This window comes from Hymenobacter sp. GOD-10R (assembly GCF_035609205.1).
Classification (GTDB): domain Bacteria; phylum Bacteroidota; class Bacteroidia; order Cytophagales; family Hymenobacteraceae; genus Hymenobacter.
Genome location: NZ_CP141184.1, coordinates 6,551,624 through 6,564,813 on the forward strand (window position 1 = coordinate 6,551,624; position 13,190 = coordinate 6,564,813).

Consider the following 13,190-nt stretch of genomic DNA (forward strand, 5'->3'; position numbering starts at 1 on the left):
CCAGCCGCTCAGCCATTCCCTATAGTACCACGTTATCAATCAGGCGCACGTCGCCTAGGCTAGCAGCCAAACAAATAGCCAGAGGCTGCTTGTCCGCGGGCTGCTCAAGTGCAGGTTGTAGCGTTTGGGCATCGGCCACTTCCAAGTACTCTAGCTTGATAGCGGGCTCCTGGGCTAGGTAATCAATGGCAGCCTGCCGGGCAGCGGCCACAGAATGCCCCGCCCGTAGCTGCTCGGCGGCTAGCTGCAGCGCTTGATGAAGACGAGGAGCGCGGGCCCGGTCGGCGGGCGTCAGCCGACGGTTGCGCGACGACATAGCAAGGCCGTCAGCCTCGCGCACTGTTGGAAAGGCCACAACCTCCAGATCGAACGATAGATCAGACACCATCTGACGAACAATGGTGACTTGCTGTAGATCTTTTTGCCCGAAGTACGCCCGGTGCGGCCGGGCTAGGTGGAAAAGTTTGCTCACAACGGTAGCAACTCCGTTGAAGTGCCCCGGCCGAAAGGCACCTTCCATCACATGCTCTAGCGGACCAAAGTCAAACCGCAGCCGAGCAGGCGCCGGATACATCTGCTCGACGCTGGGCATAAACAAAGCCGTGCAGCCAGCAGGCCCCAATAGTTCAGCATCCGCTTCGGGCAAGCGAGGGTACAGCCTAAAATCCTCAGCGTTATTGAATTGGGTAGGATTGACAAAGATACTCGTCACCACTACATCATTCTCGGCGGCGGCAGCCCGCACCAATTGTAGGTGTCCTTCATGCAAGGCGCCCATGGTGGGCACCAATCCAATGCGTAATCCTTCTTGGCGCCAAGCTTCCGTTTGGGCTTGCAAAGCCGGGGCAGATTGTAGTATCTGCATAGGTAAAGTAGCCGACGACACAGAACGGCAAATGGGTTTAGTTGAAATTTCCCTCAAATTTGTTTAATTTTGTGCACCCAAAGTGTTGTCCTTTCTCAACCACACGAAACTACCCATTATGTCCAAGCTGAGAATACTCTATGCTGCCACGGAAATCAATCCTTTTTTGCAGACCACCAAGGTAGCGGAGTTTCTGCGGATGTTGCCGCAGGGTATGCAGGAAATGGGGATGGAAATCCGCATTTTCGTACCCCGTTTCGGTATCATCAACGAGCGCAAGAATCGCCTGCATGAAGTAGTACGGTTGTCAGGCATCAATATCGCCGTGGGAGAGGAAGAAAAGCCGCTCATCATTAAAGTAGCTTCTATTCCGAATGCGAAATTACAGGTGTATTTTATCGATAACGAAGATTATTTTCACCGCAAGTCGGTGTTGGTAGACAAGAACGATAAGTTCCACGCCGATAATGACGAACGCGCCATCTTCTTCTGCAAAGGTGTATTAGAGACGGTAAAAAAGCTAGGCTGGTCGCCCGACATTGTACACTGCAACGACTGGATGACTGGTCTGATCCCAATGTACTTGAAGACCACCTATAAAAAAGACCCCATCTTCAAAGATGCGAAGTCTGTTTTCACGGTCTACAACAACGAGTTCGATCATAAGTTTGAGGGTGACATCATCGAGAAGGCCAAGATGCTGGACATCGATGACGCAATGCTCGCCGCTCTGAAGTCAGCCGATTTTGGTGGCTTCATCAAAGTAGGAATGGAGTACGCCGACTCCGTACAGAAATCGGACGAGGACTTCAGTGATAACTTAAACGCGCTGTTTTCTGAGTATTCGCAGAAATGTCGCTTTGCGCAGGTAGGTACCGACGAAAACCCGCTTACCTCCTACTATGCACTGTATAATGAGCTAGCCAGCTAATTAGCGTTATAGTAAGCACAACGGTTGAATCTCCGTAGCTGATCTGCTTGGCAGAGTTGGCTACGGAGATTTTTTGTTTTGACCTCTAACATATTCGCTAATGGTCAAAGCGTAGGTTGAAGCATAGGACTGTTCTACCTGCGGCTGAGCACATTGAAGCCAACACCAGGACGGCTGACGAAGGAATCTTACACTCACCCCTTCTAGATTTGTCGTATATTAGTGTTTGATTTGCTAAAATTTTAGCAACTTTTTATTGCGGCATAACCTTTGAAGACCGGCAGGTCTTTTTCCTACTTTCTACTAACTTTTTCTCCTGACATACTATGTGCGGAATTGTAGCTTACATCGGGTATCGCGAGGCTTGTCCTATTATTATAAAAGGCTTACGCCGCCTCGAGTATCGCGGCTACGACTCAGCAGGCATTGCTTTGCTCAATGGTGCGCTGAATGTGTATAAAAAGAAAGGCAAGGTAAAGGAGCTGGAAACCTTTATTGCTGAGAAAGATACCCACGCTACGGTAGGCATGGGCCATACCCGCTGGGCTACGCACGGAGAGCCCAACGACACCAATGCTCACCCGCACTACTCCACTTCCGAGCGCATCGCCATTATTCATAATGGCATCATCGAGAACTACGCGGCGTTGAAGACGCACTTGCAGCAACAAGGCCACGAGTTTCACTCGGAAACAGACACAGAAGTGTTTGTCAACCTAATTGAAGAGATTCAGAAGCAAAACCATTGCACCCTTGAAGAAGCAGTGCGCTTGGCTTTGCACGAGGTCGTAGGCGCCTACGCCATCGTAGTGCTTAGCCGCGACGAGCCGAATCAGCTGATTGCGGCACGTAAAGGCTCGCCTCTAGTAATTGGCATCGGGCAGGATGAGTTCTTCCTAGCCTCCGACGCTACGCCGATTATCGAGTATACCAGCGACGTAGTTTACGTTAATGACCACGAAATTGCTGTTATCCGCGACGGTAAGCTTGACATCCGTACCAAGGAGGACATCCAACAGACACCTTATATTCAGAAGCTGGAGCTTGAGTTGGACAGCATCGAGAAAGGTGGCTACGAGCACTTCATGCTGAAGGAAATCTTCGAGCAGCCGAAATCAATTTTGGATTCGATGCGAGGCCGCTTAGAATTGGAAGCTGGTCACTTGAATATGGGTGGCATTCGGTCCTACGAGCAGAAGTTTGTTAATGCGCAGCGTATCATCATTGTGGCGTGCGGTACCTCATGGCACGCAGGTCTGGTAGCAGAATACTTACTGGAAGACCTAGCCCGTATCCCCGTTGAGGTAGAATATGCCTCGGAGTTCCGCTACCGGAACCCGATCATTACGGAGCGCGACATTGTGATTGCTATTTCGCAATCGGGTGAAACGGCCGATACACTAGCTGCTATTGAGCTAGCTAAGAGTAAAGGCGCTACTATTTTTGGTATCTGCAACGTGGTGGGTTCTAGCATTGCGCGTGCTACTGATGCGGGTGCTTACACGCACGCCGGCCCAGAAATCGGGGTGGCTTCGACCAAAGCTTTCACGGCACAAGTAACGGTTCTCACCATTCTTGCAATGATCGTGGGCCACAAGCGCGGTACGCTTTCCGAGACGAAGCTGCGCGAGCTCATGGTGGAGCTCAGCAATATTCCGGCGAAAGTAGAGCAGGCGCTAGCCCTCAACACGGAGATTGAGCAGATCTCTGAGATATTCAAGGATGCTACGAACTTCCTTTACCTAGGTCGGGGCTACAACTTTCCGGTAGCGCTAGAGGGAGCGTTGAAATTAAAGGAAATCAGCTACATCCACGCGGAAGGCTACCCAGCGGCCGAGATGAAGCACGGCCCTATCGCGCTAATTGACGAGAACATGCCGGTGGTCGTTATTGCCACGAAGGATAGCTCCTACGAAAAGGTTGTTTCCAATATTCAGGAGGTGAAAGCGCGCAAGGGCCGCATCATTGCCATCACGACCGAAGGCGACACGGTGATTCCACCAATGGCGGAGTTTGTGATTGAAGTGCCCGCCACGAGCGAAGTACTCATGCCGCTCGTGTCTGTGATTCCGCTGCAGCTGCTCTCCTACCATATTGCCGTGCTGCGCGGCTGCAACGTCGACCAGCCGCGTAACCTGGCGAAGTCGGTAACGGTGGAATAAGCTAGGTCAGCAACTACTTTTGAGAGAGCCGCTCCGGACAACCGGGGCGGCTTTTTTGTGTGTATTCTGTCATTCCGAGCAACCCGAGGAATGTGAATCAACTACCTAGGTTCATAACTCAGATTTCTCGCGTTGCTCGGAATGACAATTGGGTTCTTACTTTGCGCTTCACAATCCTTCTTTTACTTCTGAATCGCTCATGGCTAACACCATTGTTTACTCCGACCAAGCCCCGGCTCCCATTGGCCCTTACAGCCAAGCTATTCAGGCTGGCAATACAATTTATGTTTCGGGTCAAATTGCGCTCGACGCTACCACTGGTCAGCTAGTTGGCGACGGTGACGTAGCAGCCGAAACCCACCAAGTGATGCGCAACTTACAAGCAGTGCTAGGGGCCGCCGGTTACACCCTCACCGACGTAGTGAAGTCCAGCATCTTCGTGAAAGACCTCGGCAACTTTGGTTTGATCAACGAAATCTACGGCAGCTACTTCTCTACTGACTATGCGCCGGCCCGCGAAACCGTGGAGGTGTCTCGTCTACCGAAAGACGTGCAAGTGGAAATTTCCTGCATCGCCGTGAAGTAGCGAGCAGGTGAGATGAAAAAACAAGGAGGAATGGTGTGGAAACGCGGCCACCCGCGCATCTACTTCTTGTTTCACCATCTTACCTACTCACTTTATGAAAGAGCTCGGACTTGGCTTGTTTCTGCTTGGCTTATTATCACTGATTTTGCCCCTTTTTGGTCTTAAACACATGCTACTGACGTGGATTGACCAATGGGGTGCTAACGCGGCCTGGGCAATTCGCGGTGGCGTTACGCTGATTGGGCTCGGGCTTTACCTAGCTTTTCGGAACAAAGACTGAATAGTGCCGGAGTGACGGAGTGCATAAGTAAACAAATTATGTACTCCGTCACTCAGCTACTCAGTCACTCATTACTCTTCCGTACCTTTGCGCCGCGGTTTTAGACTGATTGAGGCCGCAACCTATTTGTATGGAGAGAGAAGTACGGGTGCGTTTTGCACCTAGCCCTACTGGTCCGCTGCACATTGGCGGCGTGCGCACTGCGCTGTATAACTATTTGCTAGCCCGCAAGCTAGGCGGCAAGATGCTGCTTCGCATTGAGGATACCGACCAGAACCGTTTCGTGCCCGGCGCGGAAGAATACATCCGCCAAAGCTTGGAGTGGTGTGGTATTGAGTTGGATGAAAGCCCTTGGGTGGGCGGTCCGCACGCGCCGTACCGGCAGAGCGAACGAAAGCCCATGTACATGCAGTACGCGCAGCAGCTTCTCGACAGCGGCCACGCGTATTATGCCTTCGATACGCCCGAGGAGCTCGACGCTTTGCGCGCCCGCCTGACGGCTGCCAAGGTGCCAAACCCACAGTATAACTCTATCACGCGCAGCCAGATGCGCAACTCGCTCACCTTGCCCGAAGATGAAGTGAAGCAGTTGCTCGACAGCGGCACGCCTTACGTGATTCGCCTGAAGGTGCCACGCAAGGAAGAAGTACGCTTCAACGACCTGATTCGCGGCTGGGTCGTAGTACACTCGTCGGCTATTGATGATAAGGTACTGATGAAGTCGGATGGCATGCCGACCTACCACCTCGCCAACATCGTGGACGACCACTTGATGGAAATCACGCACGTCATTCGGGGCGAAGAGTGGTTACCCTCGGCGCCGCTGCACGTGCTGCTGTACCGTTATTTTGGCTGGGAAAGCACCATGCCGCAGTTTGCCCACTTGCCCCTGCTGCTCAAGCCCGATGGCACCGGCAAGCTTAGCAAGCGCGACGGCGACCGACTCGGTTTCCCGGTGTTCCCGCTCGAATGGCACGGCGTAGATGCCGAAACCGGCCAGCCGACCGTGAGCAGCGGCTACCGCGAAGGCGGTTACCTGCCCGAAGCGTTCATCAACTTCCTAGCCTTCCTAGGCTGGAACCCCGGCACGCAACAGGAACTGTTCACGATGCAAGAGCTGATCGACGCTTTCACGATTGAACGCGTGAGCAAGTCGCCAGCCCGCTTCGACCAGAATAAAGTGCGGTGGTACAACGAGCAGTATCTACGTGCCAAGCCCGACACGGAGCTAGCTCAGTACTTGCTCACGGAGCTCAACGAGCAAGGCATTGGCGTGGACATGCCCGTCGACAAACTAGAGCAAATTGCTGGTTTGGTGAAGGAGCGCGCAACTTTCTCTGCCGACCTAGCCCGCGAAGCACAGCTCTTTTTTGAGCGCCCTAGCAGCTACGACGAGCAAGTGATCAGCAAGAAATGGAACGCGCAGGTTGCCGGAGGACTCACGGAGTTTGCGAAGGCACTGCCCACAGCCGCGGATACAACACCCGAAGGCATCAAAGCGCTACTCTCACAAGTATTAGAGCAGCAAGGCATTAAGATCGGGCAGGTGCTGCAAGCTCTGCGCGTAGCCGTGACAGGTGCCGGCGCTGGCCCTGACCTCATGCACATCATGAGTATCCTAGGTCCGCAGGAAACCGCTGAGCGCATTGAGCTTGCGGTGAGCCAATTGCCCATCTAGTTTCTTCAGCACTAATACGAGTAAAACGAAAGCGCCCGGCAGTATTGCCGGGCGCTTTCGTTTTAAAGCTAGGCTGTGCAGCAGTCGAACTTACGACAGCAAGCTCTTCTTGATGTAGGCAGCACTTTGCGTAATGCTCTTGTAGGCGTCCATCGCAAAGTATTCCTGCTCCATGAAGATGTGCTTGACCCCGGACGTAGACGCTTGCTGAAAGATCTTCTTGAAATCGATAGTGCCAGCTCCGATTTCGGTGTTGTGCTCAGGATCAGCTTTTTCCATGTCTTTCACGTGCCACATGGTGAAGCGCTTGGGGTGCTGCGCGATCAGCTTGAGAGGATCTTGGCCAGCGCGTACCACCCAGTAGATATCCATTTCGAAATCGACAAGCGCCAGGTCCGTTTCCTTCAGCAACACATCGTAGAGCATAGTGCCGTCGACGGGCTTAAACTCAAAGTTGTGGTTGTGATAGGCTAGCTTCAGTCCGGCAGCCTTGCACATCCGGCCAGCCTCGTTGAGCTTACCGGCCACGCGCTTGAGGTCATCGACTTTAGTCAGCGACTTGCTGTCCATGGAAGGCACGACAACGTAGGTTTGACCGCAAGCTTTGGCAGCTTCGATATCGGCTTTCAGACTATCTTGGCTAGCTCCGCTGATGAAGTCATCTAGGCCATAATGCCCGGCGGATGTTGTTAACCCATTGGCCGTCAGTGCCGATTTCAATTCTTTCGCGCTCAAGCCCCAGAAGCCTTTGTCTTTGCTGTAGCCGTACGTTTCCACTTCTTGGTAGCCGGCTTTGGCCACTTTAGCTAACACTCCTTTGGGATCTTTGCCAATATAGTCACGCAGTGTGTAGAGTTGCAGGCCCACTTTGAGCGAAGAAGGCGCGGCGAGCAGCAGCCCAGGATTCATCAAAGAAATGGCTGAGAGCAAGCCGGCTTGCTTTAGAAATTCTCTTCGCTGTGTCATAAAGGTGGGTTAGAATAAGAGGTGAAAAAGGCATACGGCCCGACCAGTTGCCTGCGCTAGCAGTAGGCCGCCTGAAGGTTATGTAGCGGCAATGATATACATATTTCGTGATGAATGCTGCACAACTACTCAGCAAGCAGTCCGAGCTTTATGACAGAAAATCTGTAGCTTAGACGTCCTAAACCACCCAACGCTTACGTGCTATGAACCGGCGTACAGCTCTGAGAAACCTAGCTTTTGTGGCAGGAACAGCCGTAGTGCTGCCCGCCTGTTTTCACGAGACGACCAAGGAAGCTCCCGCTTCCATTTCGCTCCGGCACTTGCCGGTGAGCGCCAGTCAAGAAAAGCTCTTGGCAGAAGTATGCGAAACCATCCTGCCGAAAACAGACACGCCCGGTGCCAAGGACCTAGGCCTGCACCTGTACGTGCTGCGCATGCTCGACGATTGCGGTAAACTAAAAGACCAGCAAGCTTTTCTGAATGGCATGAAGCAGCTGGACAACGCCGCCCACCAGCAGCACAACCTAGGTTTCGCGGCGTGCACTCCGCAGCAGAAGCTGGCCATGCTACGGATGCTAGATCAGCAGAAAGGCTCCCCCACCGACCTAGCGCACTTCTATCGCACCACGAAGCGCCTAGCGGCGGCAGGCTATACCAAGAGCAAGTATTTTATGACACAAGAAATTGTGTATGAGCTTGTGCCGAGCCGCTACAATGGCTACTTCCCCACCAAGAAACTTGATCTAGCGCGCAAGCATCATGGCCAATCTTAACATTGACAGCATTAAGACGCGCACGTTCGATGCCATTGTGATTGGCTCGGGCATGAGCGGTGGCTGGGCTGCGAAAGAGTTCACCGACAAGGGATTGAAGACCTTGGTAGTGGAGCGCGGCCGGGACGTAAAGCACATCAAGGACTACCCAACGACCAATCTTTACCCGTGGGAGTTTGCGCACAACGGCGAAGTACCACAGGATATTCAGAAAGCCAACCCCATTATTAACCGCTGCTACGCCTTCAAGGAGGATGCAATGCACTTCTTCGTGAAGGATGCCGAGCACCCCTACGTGCAGGAAAAGCCGTTCGATTGGATTCGGGGCTACCAGGTGGGCGGAAAGTCGCTGATGTGGGCCCGCCAGACGCAGCGCTGGAGCAACTTCGACTTCGAAGGGCCTGCCCGCGACGGGTTTGCTGTCGATTGGCCGATCCGCTACCAGGACCTAGCGCCGTGGTACAGCTACGTGGAGAAGTTTGCCGGCATTAGCGGCCACGCCGATGGCATACCCCAGCTGCCTGACGGCGAATTTCTGCCGGCTTTTCCTCTGAACTGCGTGGAAGATTACTTCAGCAAGCAGATCAAGGGCAAGTACGCTAACCGCCACGTTATCAGTGCCCGTTGTGCCCACCTCTCGGAGCAGAAGGCTATTCACGCGCAGCAAGGTCGGGGGCAATGCCAGAACCGGACGCTGTGCCAGCGGGGCTGCCCATTCGGGGGATACTTCAGCAGCAACTCCTCCACAATTCCGTGGGCAATGCGCTCGGGGCACCTGACGCTGCGGTCTGACTCGGTAGTGCACTCTATTTTGTACGACGAGCAGCAGGGCCGCGCCACGGGCATCCGTGTGATAGATGCCCACACCAAAGCCGTGACGGAATATTACGCGCCTATTCTGTTCGTGAATGCGGGCGCGTTGAATACCAACCTATTACTTCTCAACTCCACATCACGCCGTTTCCCGCAGGGGCTAGGTAACGACAACGGTTTGCTGGGCAAGTTTGTAGCGTTCCATAACTACAGCGCCCGCATCAGCGCCGAATACGAAGGGTTCCAGGATTTGACCACGGACGGGCGCAATCCGGCGGGTGGCGGCTACATCCCTCGGTTCCGCAACGTGTTTAAGCAAGAGACTAACTTCCTGCGGGGCTATGCCGCTGGTTTTGGCGCTTCTCGCTATTTCGGCTCGGATAGTGATGGGCTAGGTGTCGACTTCAAGAAGAGCCTAGAGAACCCAACACTTGGCCCTTGGCAAGTAGGCTCGCACATGATGGGCGAAACCATCCCCAAGGAAACCAACTACGTGCGCCTTGACCCCAAGCACAAAGACGAATGGGGCATGCCACTGCTGTCGGTTTCGGTTGACTACGACGACAACGACGCTAAGATGAAGCAGGACTTCTATGAGCAGTTTACGGAGATGTACACGAAAGCCGGCTTCACCAACATCAAGACGATCAACTCTAAACAAGCGCCGGGTCTCGATATTCACGAAATGGGCGGTGTACGGATGGGGCATGACCCTAAAACATCGTTGCTCAACAAGTGGAACCAGCTGCACGCCTGTCCCAATGTGTACGTGACCGACGGGGCCTGCATGACGTCAACGTCCACTCAGAACCCTTCTTTGACCTACATGGCCCTCACAGCCCGGGCAGTAGATCACGCGGTGCAGGCCGCGAAACGGCGCGACGCCTAAGCCGAAAGTATAAAATACCTTACGCTGAAAATGCCTGGCTATCTGGCCGGGCATTTTTTGTTTAGACGTCTTGCTGGTCCCGCCGATTATAATACTCAAGCCACTACTATTCAGCTCTAAAGCTAGGTTCTAGCCGTTGCATACGCTATCTAGCGTCTTTGCAACTAATAACTTGTTGAGTATTCTATGTACCCTAGCTAGCACACTTCACCTGTAGGCGATATGCTTCGCTTTGGCAAAGTAGCAAGTGTAGTCGATGTTCTACATAGTGGCCAGAATCTTACGAAAACAGCCATTGTGCTCCCGACGACCGGTAGACCAGAACCAATGGTTTTTCATCAACGATGGGTTGCCTGGCATATAATAGCCTAAACTTAGTATATAATAGTTAAGTCTACTACACCCTCATTAGTCTCTGCTTCAAGTAATTAGGCTCATTGCTATGCTCTTTCACCGCTGTCCGCCAATCGTTTTCTTGTTGCTGAGTCTAGCTTGGCCTACTTTATTATTTGCGCAGCCAACCATAGCGGCGAACAGCGCAACCAGCCTGGGGCAGCTACAACAGCAGTTCGTTGACCTGCGCTTCGGCATGTTCATTCACTTCAACATTCCGACGTACATGGATCAGGACTGGCCCGATCCAGAAGCTTCGCCGGCCTTGTTCAACCCCAAGAGGCTTAACGCCACGCAGTGTGCAAAGGCGGCGAAGTCGGCCAACATGAGCTACGGCTGCCTGACCACAAAGCACCACAGCGGGTTCTGCATCTGGGATACCAAGAGCACCGACTACAGCGTGATGAACAGCCCGTATAAGAAGGACGTGGTCAGGCAGTTCACCGATGCTTTTCGGGCTAACGGCCTGAAGGTGATGCTCTACTACTCCATCTTGGACACTCATCATAAGCTGCGGCCCAACCAGATTACGCCCGCCCATATTGCCATGATCAAGACGCAGCTAACGGAGCTGCTGACCAACTACGGCAAGATTGAGGCTCTAATCATTGACGGCTGGGACGCTCCCTGGTCGCGCATCTCCTATGACGATGTGCCTTTTGAGGATATATACACCTTGGTGAAGTCCTTGCAGCCCGAATGCCTGGTAATGGATCTGAATGGGGCCAAGTACCCGGCTGAGGGCTTGTACTACACCGACATCAAAACCTACGAAATGGGTGCCGATCAGCGCATGGCGCCCGGTAGCAAGCGCATGCCTTCGCTGGCGTGTTTGCCTATCAACAGTGCTTGGTTCTGGAAAACGGACTTCCCCACGGTACCCGTGCGCGATCCGGCCAAGCTGGTCAACGAAACGCTTGTGCCGCTTAATGAAAACAGCTGCAACTTCATCCTGAACGTGGCGCCCAACCGGGATGGGCTTATCGACGATAATGCCCTCGCGGGGCTGAAGGAGATTGGGAAGCTGTGGAAAAATGCGGGCCCGACGACCAAATTATCGCCCCTGGAACCGCCCATTATTGCCAGCAACCTAGCTAAGAATCAAGCAGCTAACTCTAGCTGGAGCGACGACATGAACATCATGGATTTCGCCAACGATGACGACTATCACTCCACTTGGCAGTCTAACAAAACGGTGAAACAGCCTTGGTACGAAATCGACTTCAAGAACGAGCGCAGCTTCAACACCATCGTCGTAGCTGAGCAGAAAGCCAACATCAGCGACTACGCACTCGAATATTGGGACGGCGTGGCGTGGAAATCTCTGTTTAGCGGCACCAACGGCACCAGTATTAAGCTCCACCGCTTCAACCGAGTGTGGGGCAGCAAGGTGCGCATGCGCATCGACCGCTACGACCACCAGCCCTCCATTGCTGAGTTTCAGGTGTTCGATGAGCGACGCTAGCTAAAGCAGAAGGCCACTTACGCTATCCGTTCAGCCCTAGCAGCTGCCAGCAGTCATACTGCCATTTGAGCCGAGTGATGGAGCCATAGTCGACACCTAGCTGAAAGGCATTTTGCAGCGGAATTTGCAGGCAATGGCACACCAGCGCCCGGATGGTGCCCCCGTGCGTGACCATCACCACTGGCCACGAACCTAGGTCGGCACTCACCAACTCGGTGAGGAAAGCCGCGGCACGCTGTTGCACCGCCCCGAATGTTTCGCCCTGGGGTGGCGCCAGCGTCACATAATCGTCCATCCACGGGGTCGTTTCGGCAGCGGGCAGCGCGCTCCACAAGCGGTTTTCCCAGGTGCCGAAGTGCATTTCGCGCAAGCGTTCGTCCGGTGTAATTGCCGTACTGAGTGTTTCGGCCAAAGCTAGGCAGCGCTGGGCAGGACTGCTGAAAGCCCGGTACCCGGTAGGAGGAGCCGGCGCCAGGCTAGCTAGCTTGGCTTGTACTTGCGCTGCTTCGGCCGCGAACGTATCAGCCAAAGGCACGTCGCAGTGGCCGTAGCAGAGCCCCGCCGCCTGCACAGCCGTGTGGCGAATCAGATAAACTTCCATGCAAAGCTAGCCAGGAAAAATAAGTAGATAACGACCTCAGCTACTTGCTGAATCGCCCCGAGACAATCGCCGGTGTAGCCGCCAATCCAGCGCTGAAAGTAGTTAGCTAGCCCGCGCTGCACGAGCGCCAAGGGCAGCAGCACCAGAAGCAACAGCGGGCGCTGCTGCCAGACAACGTAGCACAGTAGTGGCGACAAGCCAAGCAGCCAGCCAGCTGCCAAGTCAGTAACCCCTAGCTTTTTCGCCACGGGCTTGGCCTTGCTGTCTTCGTTGGCGCGGGCGTAGTGATGAGTAAAAATACTGGTGAGGGCCGTGGCCCGGCTCAGCGGGTGAGCCAGCAGCAGGGCAGCACCAACCGTAGTGGGCGGCAGCCCGCGCAGAGTTAAGAACTTCAGCGCGAGCAGTAAACCTAGGCCCGTCGCGCCGTAGGTACCCAGGCGACTGTCCTTCATGATTTCCAGGATCTTCGCCTTGGTCCAGCCACCACCGAAGCCGTCGCACACGTCGGCAAACCCATCTTCGTGGAAGGCACCGGTGAGTAGGATGCTCGCCACCATGCTCAGCAGCAGCGCTACATCAGCACTGCGAAAAAGCAAATTTGCCCCCAGCCACACGCCCGCCGCGACGCCACCTACCAGCCAGCCTACTAGCGGGAAGTAGATAGTGGCCTTGTTCAGCAGTTCATCGGAATAGCCGACCCAATTCGGCACGGGCAGCCGGGTGTAGAACTGCACAGCCAACAGCAGCAAGCGCAAGTGGTGGCGCAGCAGGGTGGTCATAGGCGAAGG

At 54.1% G+C, this 13,190-nt stretch carries 12 protein-coding genes; 8 read left to right on the forward strand and 4 right to left on the reverse strand.

Translation table 11 applies throughout. The annotated features are described in order from the left end of the window. Nucleotides 1-19: 19 nt before the first annotated feature. A complete protein-coding gene (gene panC / locus SD425_RS25845; RefSeq protein ID WP_324673774.1) occupies nucleotides 20-865 on the reverse strand; it encodes a pantoate--beta-alanine ligase in 846 nt (281 codons plus the stop codon). Between the two features lie 118 nt (nucleotides 866-983). Here panC and SD425_RS25850 point away from each other — a divergent pair, with 118 nt between their 5' ends. The 5 genes from SD425_RS25850 to gltX all read left to right on the forward strand — a co-directional run bounded on the left by SD425_RS25850 (nucleotide 984) and on the right by gltX (nucleotide 6,502). Beyond that, on the forward strand, nucleotides 984-1,796 hold the full coding sequence (locus tag SD425_RS25850; RefSeq protein WP_324673776.1) for a glycogen/starch synthase: 813 nt from the start codon (nucleotides 984-986) through the stop codon (nucleotides 1,794-1,796). Nucleotides 1,797-2,122: 326 nt separating this feature from the next. Beyond that, on the forward strand, nucleotides 2,123-3,958 hold the full coding sequence (gene glmS, locus SD425_RS25855; protein WP_324673779.1) for a glutamine--fructose-6-phosphate transaminase (isomerizing): 1,836 nt from the start codon (nucleotides 2,123-2,125) through the stop codon (nucleotides 3,956-3,958). Between the two features lie 199 nt (nucleotides 3,959-4,157). After that, the gene (locus tag SD425_RS25860) at nucleotides 4,158-4,544 is read left to right on the forward strand and encodes a RidA family protein (protein WP_324673781.1); all 387 of its coding nucleotides are present in this window, start codon (nucleotides 4,158-4,160) and stop codon (nucleotides 4,542-4,544) included. Between the two features lie 94 nt (nucleotides 4,545-4,638). Further along, on the forward strand, nucleotides 4,639-4,824 hold the full coding sequence (locus tag SD425_RS25865) for a hypothetical protein (protein ID WP_324673783.1): 186 nt from the start codon (nucleotides 4,639-4,641) through the stop codon (nucleotides 4,822-4,824). Between the two features lie 130 nt (nucleotides 4,825-4,954). Next, a complete protein-coding gene (gltX, locus tag SD425_RS25870) occupies nucleotides 4,955-6,502 on the forward strand; it encodes a glutamate--tRNA ligase (protein WP_324673785.1) in 1,548 nt (515 codons plus the stop codon). A gap of 90 nt (nucleotides 6,503-6,592) precedes the next feature. Here the strand turns inward: gltX and SD425_RS25875 are convergent, their stop codons facing one another. Then, nucleotides 6,593-7,468, reverse strand: coding sequence for a sugar phosphate isomerase/epimerase (locus tag SD425_RS25875; RefSeq protein WP_324673787.1), 876 nt, complete (start codon nucleotides 7,466-7,468; stop codon nucleotides 6,593-6,595). Between the two features lie 203 nt (nucleotides 7,469-7,671). Between SD425_RS25875 and SD425_RS25880 the strand changes: the two genes are divergently transcribed. The 3 genes from SD425_RS25880 (at nucleotide 7,672) to SD425_RS25890 (ending at nucleotide 11,801) form a co-directional block, all read left to right on the forward strand. Further along, nucleotides 7,672-8,241 carry a gluconate 2-dehydrogenase subunit 3 family protein gene (locus SD425_RS25880; protein ID WP_324673789.1) on the forward strand — a complete coding sequence of 190 codons (570 nt, stop codon included), beginning with the start codon at nucleotides 7,672-7,674 and terminating at the stop codon, nucleotides 8,239-8,241. Next, the gene (locus tag SD425_RS25885) at nucleotides 8,228-9,943 is read left to right on the forward strand and encodes a GMC family oxidoreductase (RefSeq protein ID WP_324673791.1); all 1,716 of its coding nucleotides are present in this window, start codon (nucleotides 8,228-8,230) and stop codon (nucleotides 9,941-9,943) included. The genes SD425_RS25880 and SD425_RS25885 overlap by 14 nt, the downstream gene beginning before the upstream one ends. 442 nt (nucleotides 9,944-10,385) lie before the next feature. Further along, nucleotides 10,386-11,801 carry an alpha-L-fucosidase gene (locus tag SD425_RS25890; RefSeq protein WP_324673793.1) on the forward strand — a complete coding sequence of 472 codons (1,416 nt, stop codon included), beginning with the start codon at nucleotides 10,386-10,388 and terminating at the stop codon, nucleotides 11,799-11,801. A gap of 22 nt (nucleotides 11,802-11,823) precedes the next feature. On the opposite strand, the gene SD425_RS25895 is transcribed toward SD425_RS25890, so the two are convergent. Both SD425_RS25895 and SD425_RS25900 read right to left on the reverse strand, forming a co-directional pair. Further along, entirely contained in the window at nucleotides 11,824-12,402 is a 579-nt protein-coding gene (locus SD425_RS25895; RefSeq protein ID WP_324673795.1) for an alpha-ribazole phosphatase family protein, read from the reverse strand. Further along, entirely contained in the window at nucleotides 12,387-13,181 is a 795-nt protein-coding gene (locus tag SD425_RS25900; protein WP_324673797.1) for an adenosylcobinamide-GDP ribazoletransferase, read from the reverse strand. Before SD425_RS25900 ends, SD425_RS25895 begins: the two co-directional genes overlap by 16 nt. Between the last annotated feature and the right edge of the window lie 9 nt (nucleotides 13,182-13,190).

Coding starts and splice junctions, on each gene's coding strand:
- panC (WP_324673774.1), bottom strand. CDS start 865: ATGCAGATACTACAATCTGCCCCGGCTTTGCAAGCCCAAACGGAAGCT.
- SD425_RS25850 (WP_324673776.1), top strand. CDS start 984: ATGTCCAAGCTGAGAATACTCTATGCTGCCACGGAAATCAATCCTTTT.
- glmS (WP_324673779.1), top strand. CDS start 2,123: ATGTGCGGAATTGTAGCTTACATCGGGTATCGCGAGGCTTGTCCTATT.
- SD425_RS25860 (WP_324673781.1), top strand. CDS start 4,158: ATGGCTAACACCATTGTTTACTCCGACCAAGCCCCGGCTCCCATTGGC.
- SD425_RS25865 (WP_324673783.1), top strand. CDS start 4,639: ATGAAAGAGCTCGGACTTGGCTTGTTTCTGCTTGGCTTATTATCACTG.
- gltX (WP_324673785.1), top strand. CDS start 4,955: ATGGAGAGAGAAGTACGGGTGCGTTTTGCACCTAGCCCTACTGGTCCG.
- SD425_RS25875 (WP_324673787.1), bottom strand. CDS start 7,468: ATGACACAGCGAAGAGAATTTCTAAAGCAAGCCGGCTTGCTCTCAGCC.
- SD425_RS25880 (WP_324673789.1), top strand. CDS start 7,672: ATGAACCGGCGTACAGCTCTGAGAAACCTAGCTTTTGTGGCAGGAACA.
- SD425_RS25885 (WP_324673791.1), top strand. CDS start 8,228: ATGGCCAATCTTAACATTGACAGCATTAAGACGCGCACGTTCGATGCC.
- SD425_RS25890 (WP_324673793.1), top strand. CDS start 10,386: ATGCTCTTTCACCGCTGTCCGCCAATCGTTTTCTTGTTGCTGAGTCTA.
- SD425_RS25895 (WP_324673795.1), bottom strand. CDS start 12,402: ATGGAAGTTTATCTGATTCGCCACACGGCTGTGCAGGCGGCGGGGCTC.
- SD425_RS25900 (WP_324673797.1), bottom strand. CDS start 13,181: ATGACCACCCTGCTGCGCCACCACTTGCGCTTGCTGCTGTTGGCTGTG.